We start from the raw sequence: 5,410 nt of genomic DNA on the forward strand, positions 1-5,410 counted from the left end.
TCCTTCACCCGTACGGCTCAGTTGCTCGCGGACGCCGACGGCGTGGCTGAGGCACTCGGGGAGGCGGCCGGGGCGGAGGCGCCGGCGTTGTCCCCCTGGGGCTTGTCGCTCGCGGACGGGCCGCCCGCCGGGGCGGAGGTCGCGGCGGCCGGCGCGGCCGGGGTCTCGCTCGGGCCCCACTCGGTGAAGTAGCTGGTCGCCGGCACCACGAAGGCGCGCAGGCTGACCGCGCCGGTCTCGCTGAAGGTGAAGGTGACCTTCTGCGCGTTGCCGTTCTGGACCGACTCGCGGCTGTTGGCGAGGGTGGCGGAGGCGTTGTCCTTGCCGCCGATGATGAGCCGGCCGTGCGCCGGGACGGTCAGCTGCTGCCCCTCGGCGGGCTTCAGCTCGGCCTTCCCGTCGCTGCCCGCGACGACGATCGACTGCAGCGTCTGGTCGGTGGCGCCGCCGTTGAACAGCGTGGCCGAGACGACGGCCGGGCCGTTCGCCTTGGCGTCGGGCTGGGTGATGACCACGGCGTTCTGAACCTTGATGACACCGACGCTGGTCGCCGCGTTGTCCGGCTTGATCTCCAGGGTCTGGGCGTTGTTGCCGGCGCCGCAGGCGGCGAGCGAGGCGATCGAGAACGCGATGGCGGAGGCGGCGAGGGCACCGCGTCGAAGGCTGCTGCTCACGGCGGCGGATACTCCTTGAACACAGGGGCGGCTTGTCTGGAACAAGCCACCTTAAGGATCTGTCAGCGCCTCAGGCTACCGAGCCGTTCGCGCGACGCCGCACCCGACCCTCCCCTTGGGCGGGGCTTCCGTCCTGCTGGGGGTACGCGGGGCGGCCGCTGATCACCACCGGTCACCACCGGTCACCGCCGGGCCGTTTTGCCGGAACGCGCGTCCGCCATTCGGATAACCGCACGGGACGCCGTTGACGGCGTCCCGCCGGCCCACCGCGACACTCCGGCCCGTATTTCCGTGCGGGAATGCGGGCGTGTCCGGAATTGATCACGGCCGGGTGGCGTGATCAATTCCGGATTCGTCTCGTACCCGACTCCGGTAGTCGAACGAAGGAGCGGAAGTCGTACGCTTGGAAGCGGGCAAACCGGTACATTCAGTCGGTCAGGGAGACTCTTCGGGGCGTGTGACGCAGATGTTTCACTCCGCGCACAGAGCCGCTCCGACCTGCGAATACCCGGTTCCGCAGGTGGTCCGCAGCACGTTCGTGTCGCTGTTGTCAAGCCCCGAGATATGCTCTGACCTGCGAAAACGCCATTCAGAAGACGCCGTATCCGTGTTACCCTGGATAGCCACGGAAGGGGTACCTGTCACATGACGTTCAAGGTTGGCGACACCGTGGTCTATCCCCATCACGGGGCCGCGCTGATCGAGGCTATCGAAACTCGCCAGATCAAAGGCGTGGACAAGACCTACTTGGTGCTGAAGGTCGCCCAGGGCGACCTGACGGTACGTGTGCCAGCGGACAATGCGGAGTTCGTCGGCGTGCGTGATGTGGTCGGTCAGGACGGGCTGGAGCGGGTCTTCGAGGTGCTGCGCGCGCCGTACGCCGAGGAGCCCACGAACTGGTCGCGCCGCTACAAGGCAAATCTGGAGAAGCTCGCCTCCGGCGATGTCATCAAGGTCGCGGAAGTCGTGCGTGACCTGTGGCGTCGTGAGCGCGAGCGCGGACTCTCCGCCGGTGAGAAGCGCATGCTCGCCAAGGCCCGCCAGATCCTGGTGAGCGAGCTGGCCCTCGCGGAGAACACCAACGAGGACAAGGCCGAGGCGCTGCTGGACGAGGTGCTCGCCTCCTAGACGCCTGGCAGGCGGCGTGCCGCGCCTGCTTCCAGGTCCAGCGCAGCAAAATGCCGTGGTGCCCGATGACACTCACCCTGTCGCCGGGCGCTGCGGCATATTCGTCCCCCATGCCCGCCTCGCCTACCCCACAAGGCTCGGCGCACACGATGCACTTTTTCTTCGTCCCGCGATCCGCTCCCGGGGCGGACGGCTCGACCGCGGTCACGGAAAGGGTCCGGTCAAGGCGTCGCGCCCAGGGGCTCCTCCAGGCCATACCCACCGGGCCCGAGCACACAAACCTGACAGGAACCGATGTCTGACGAATCGCGTCCCGCGCCCGCCGAGCCGCGCCAGGACAGCCGCGTCGCCGCCGTGATCCCCGCCGCCGGCCGGGGCGTACGCCTCGGTCCGGGCGCCCCCAAGGCGCTCCGCGCGCTGAACGGCACGCCCATGCTGATCCACGCGATCCGCGCCCTGGCCGCCTCCCGGCACGTCTCCCTGGTGGTCGTCGTGGCCCCGCCGGAGGGGGCCGCCGAGGTCAAGTCCCTGCTGGACGCGCACGCGCTGCCCGAGCGTACGGACTTCCTGGTCGTGCCCGGCGGGGACAGCCGCCAGGAGTCGGTCCGCCTGGGCCTGGACGCCCTGCCCCCCGCCTACGACGTGGTCCTCGTGCACGACGCCGCCCGTCCCCTCGTCCCCGTCGACACCGTCGACACGGTGATCGAGGCGGTGCGCGACGGCGCCCCGGCCGTGGTCCCGGCGCTGCCGCTGGCCGACACCGTCAAGGAGGTCGAGCCCGCCGCCACCCCCGGCGAGCCCGAGCCGGTGCTCGGCACACCTGTCCGCGCCCGGCTGCGAGCCGTACAGACCCCGCAGGGCTTCGACCGGGCCACGCTGATCCGCGCCCACGAGTCCGTCACCGAGGACGTCACCGACGACGCGAGCATGGTCGAGCGGCTCGGCGCGCGGGTCGTGACCGTGCCCGGCCACGAGGAGGCGTTCAAGGTGACCCGGCCGCTGGACCTGGTCCTCGCGGAGGCGGTCCTCACCCGCCGGAGGCTCAACGATGGCTTCTGAGGTCCCGCCGCTGCCCCAGGTGGGCATCGGCACCGACATCCACGCCTTCGAGGACGGCCGCGAGCTGTGGTGCGCCGGGCTGAAGTGGGAGGACTCGGGGCCGGGCCTGGCCGGGCACTCCGACGCCGACGTGGTCGCGCACGCCGCCTGCAACGCGCTGTTCTCCGCCGCCGGGCTCGGTGACCTCGGACAGCACTTCGGCACCGGCCGACCCGAGTGGACCGGTGCCTCCGGGGTCACCCTGCTGACCGAGGCGGCCCGGATCGTGCGCGCGGCCGGCTTCGCCATCGGCAATGTCGCGGTGCAGGTGGTCGGCCCCCGCCCGAAGATCGGCAAGCGGCGGGACGAGGCGCAGCGGATTCTCAGCGCCGCCGCCGGGGCCCCGGTGTCGGTGTCCGGCGCGACCACCGACGGGCTGGGCTTCCCCGGCCGCGGCGAGGGGCTGATGGCCGTCGCCACGGCTCTCGTGGTGCGCGTGTCATAGGGGCGTGCGAGGGTACCCGCACAGCCATCGTCGATCGAGGAGGATCTTCATGTCCGCTGCCCTGTCCGACCGGCTCAAGTCCCTGCTGGACACCCGCGTGTTCATCGTCGTGGGCACCGTGCAGCCCGACGGCGGCCCACAGCTGTCCCCGGTGTGGGTGAAGCGGGACGGGGACGACGTCCTCTTCTCCACCACGGTCGACCGGCGCAAGGAGAAGAACCTCAAGCGCGACCCGCGGGTCACCGTCGTCGTCCTGGACCCGGAGAACCCCTACGAGTACGCCGAGATCCGGGGCACCGCCGAGCTGACCACCGAGGGCGGCCGGGCACTCATCGACGAGCTGTCCCTGAAGTACACCGGCAAGAAGTACGCCGAGTTCAACCCGGCCGCCGCGGACGACGCCGAGCGTGTCGTCGTCCGGATCACCCCGAGCAAGGTGGTCGGCAGCCTCTGAGGGGGCCGGCGGGCAGCCGTTTTCCCGTCCGGGCGCATCGCATCGCGGTGCGCCCACTACCCTGGTGGCGTGACCATTCGCCTGTACGACACCAGCGCCCGGCAGATCCGCGACTTCAGCCCGGTCCAGCCGGGCTGTGTCTCGATCTACCTGTGTGGCGCCACCGTGCAGGCCGCACCGCACATCGGGCACATCCGGTCGGGCCTGAACTTCGACATCATGCGCCGCTGGTTCGAGTACCGCGGCTACGACGTGACGTTCATCCGCAATGTCACGGACATCGACGACAAGATCATCGCCAAGTCGTACGAGCAGAAGCGCCCCTGGTGGGCCATCGGGTACGAGAACGAGCGGGCGTTCAACGACGCCTACGACGCCCTCGGTTGCCTCCCGCCCACCTACGAGCCCCGCGCCACCGGCCACATCACCGAGATGACCGAGATGATGCAGGGCCTCATCGAGCGCGGCCACGCCTACGAGGCCGACGGCAACGTCTACTTCGACGTGCGCTCCTGGGACGATTACCTGGAGCTGTCCCGGCAGGAGCTGGACAACCTGCTCCAGCCCTCCGGCGAGGGCGAGACCGGGAAGCGGGACCCGCGCGACTTCGCCCTGTGGAAGGCGGTCAAGCCGGGCGAGCCGAGCTGGCCGACTCCCTGGGGGCCCGGCCGCCCCGGCTGGCACCTGGAGTGCTCGGCCATGGCGCACAAGTACCTCGGCTCCGTCTTCGACATCCACGGCGGCGGCCTGGACCTGATCTTCCCGCACCACGAGAACGAGATCGCCCAGGCCAAGGCGTTCGGTGACGAGTTCGCCCAGTACTGGGTGCACAACGCCTGGGTGACCATGGCGGGCGACAAGATGTCCAAGTCGCTCGGCAACAGCGTGCTGGTCTCCGAGATGGTCAAGCAGTGGCGTCCCATCGTCCTGCGCTACTACCTCGGCACCCCGCACTACCGCTCGATGATCGAGTACAGCGAGGAGGCGCTGCGCGAGGCCGAGATCGCGTTCGCGCGCATCGAGGGCTTCGTCCAGCGCGCCCTGGAGAAGGCCGGCGGCGAGGTCGAACCGGCCGCCGAGGTGCCGCCCGCCTTCGCCGAGGCGATGGACGACGACCTGGGCGTGCCGCAGGCCCTCGCCGTCGTGCACACCACCGTCCGGCAGGGCAACAGCGCGCTGGCCGCCGACGACAAGGAAGCGGCCGTCGCCCGCCTCGCCGAGGTCCGCGCCATGCTCGGCGTCCTCGGTCTCGACCCGCTGGACCCCCGGTGGGCCGGTGAGGGCGGCGAACGCGGCGAGGACCTCCACGGGGTCGTCGACAGCCTGGTCCGGCTGGTCCTGGAGCAGCGCGAGTCCGCCCGCGGCCGCAAGGACTGGGCCACCGCCGACGCCATCCGCGACCAGCTCGGGCAGTCCGGTCTGGTCGTCGAGGACAGCCCGCAGGGACCGCGCTGGAGCATCGGCCCGCGCTAGGCGCGGCAGGCGACGGGCCTGATCGAGTGTGGCGCCCCGCGGTCCGGGCGGGCCCCCGCAAACAAAAGTTCGAACCCCTACGGGGGGGGGTTATAAAAAAAATAAGCGGCCGACGACAACATCAGGGTTTATATAGGG

6 protein-coding genes are annotated in these 5,410 nt (G+C 70.4%); 5 read left to right on the top strand and 1 reads right to left on the bottom strand.

From position 1 onward, the window contains the following. Window positions 1-17 precede the first annotated feature (17 nt). Window positions 18-674 carry a DUF461 domain-containing protein gene (locus ACFWN1_RS31245; protein ID WP_384369454.1) on the bottom strand — a complete coding sequence of 219 codons (657 nt, stop codon included), beginning with the start codon at window positions 672-674 and terminating at the stop codon, window positions 18-20. Between the two features lie 645 nt (window positions 675-1,319). Between ACFWN1_RS31245 and ACFWN1_RS31250 the strand changes: the two genes are divergently transcribed. The 5 genes from ACFWN1_RS31250 to cysS all read left to right on the top strand — a co-directional run bounded on the left by ACFWN1_RS31250 (window position 1,320) and on the right by cysS (window position 5,272). Further along, window positions 1,320-1,802 (top strand): CarD family transcriptional regulator, encoded by a 483-nt coding sequence (locus tag ACFWN1_RS31250; protein WP_050374646.1) that lies wholly within the window; start codon window positions 1,320-1,322, stop codon window positions 1,800-1,802. 294 nt (window positions 1,803-2,096) lie between these two features. Next, window positions 2,097-2,861, top strand: a complete 765-nt coding sequence (gene ispD / locus ACFWN1_RS31255; RefSeq protein ID WP_384369458.1) for a 2-C-methyl-D-erythritol 4-phosphate cytidylyltransferase — start codon at window positions 2,097-2,099, stop codon at window positions 2,859-2,861. Further along, complete coding sequence (gene ispF, locus ACFWN1_RS31260; RefSeq protein ID WP_384369461.1) at window positions 2,851-3,345, top strand: 2-C-methyl-D-erythritol 2,4-cyclodiphosphate synthase; 495 nt, start codon at window positions 2,851-2,853, stop codon at window positions 3,343-3,345. Before ispD ends, ispF begins: the two co-directional genes overlap by 11 nt. 49 nt (window positions 3,346-3,394) lie before the next feature. Continuing rightward, window positions 3,395-3,799: a PPOX class F420-dependent oxidoreductase gene (locus ACFWN1_RS31265; RefSeq protein ID WP_384369464.1), complete on the top strand. Its 405-nt coding sequence runs from the start codon at window positions 3,395-3,397 to the stop codon at window positions 3,797-3,799. 69 nt (window positions 3,800-3,868) lie between these two features. Further along, the gene (gene cysS / locus ACFWN1_RS31270; RefSeq protein ID WP_384369467.1) at window positions 3,869-5,272 is read left to right on the top strand and encodes a cysteine--tRNA ligase; all 1,404 of its coding nucleotides are present in this window, start codon (window positions 3,869-3,871) and stop codon (window positions 5,270-5,272) included. Window positions 5,273-5,410: the final 138 nt, after the last annotated feature.

The sequence above is a fragment of the Streptomyces sp. NPDC058459 genome, from assembly GCF_042721685.1.
Lineage (GTDB): Bacteria > Actinomycetota > Actinomycetes > Streptomycetales > Streptomycetaceae > Streptomyces.

Bases quoted from the DNA above. Each gene is read 5' to 3' on its own strand.
- ispD (WP_384369458.1), top strand. From the start codon at position 2,097: ATGTCTGACGAATCGCGTCCCGCGCCCGCCGAGCCGCGCCAGGACAGC.
- ACFWN1_RS31250 (WP_050374646.1), top strand. From the start codon at position 1,320: ATGACGTTCAAGGTTGGCGACACCGTGGTCTATCCCCATCACGGGGCC.
- ACFWN1_RS31265 (WP_384369464.1), top strand. From the start codon at position 3,395: ATGTCCGCTGCCCTGTCCGACCGGCTCAAGTCCCTGCTGGACACCCGC.
- ispF (WP_384369461.1), top strand. From the start codon at position 2,851: ATGGCTTCTGAGGTCCCGCCGCTGCCCCAGGTGGGCATCGGCACCGAC.